Origin of the sequence: Halorhodospira sp. 9621, from assembly GCF_022228055.1 — a bacterium.
Taxonomy (GTDB): domain Bacteria; phylum Pseudomonadota; class Gammaproteobacteria; order Nitrococcales; family Halorhodospiraceae; genus Halorhodospira; species Halorhodospira halophila_A.
This window is the reverse complement of sequence record NZ_JAJNRD010000131.1, coordinates 1-338: the sequence shown is the minus strand read 5'-3', so window position 1 is coordinate 338 and position 338 is coordinate 1. Positions and strand designations below refer to the sequence as shown.

Here is a 338-nt window from a genome sequence, read left to right as displayed (position 1 = left end):
CTCTCCAACCTCTCCGATGAGGCCGTTCTTGAGCGCTGGCTGGAGTCGCCGTACTTCCAGTTCTTCTGCGGTGAGCAGTACTTCCAGCACGAGCTGCCCATCGACCCCTCATCGATGACGCGCTGGCGCAAGCGCATCGGCGAGGAAGGCGTCGAAGAGCTGCTCGCGCAGACGATCGAGACCGCCCGGCGCGAGGGCCTGGTCAAGCGCCAGAGCCTGGAGCGGATCACGGTGGACACCACCGTCCAGGAGAAGGCGATCACCTATCCCACCGACGCCAAGCTCTACGCCCGTGCCATCCGCAATCTGGGCAAGGAGGCCCGGCGGCACGGGATCCC

At 66.0% G+C, this 338-nt stretch carries 1 protein-coding gene; it reads left to right on the top strand.

Annotated elements, in window-relative coordinates; genetic code table 11:
• Positions 1-338: transposase (locus tag LRF89_RS13430; RefSeq protein WP_238637399.1), on the top strand; the 338-nt coding region annotated here is incomplete at both ends.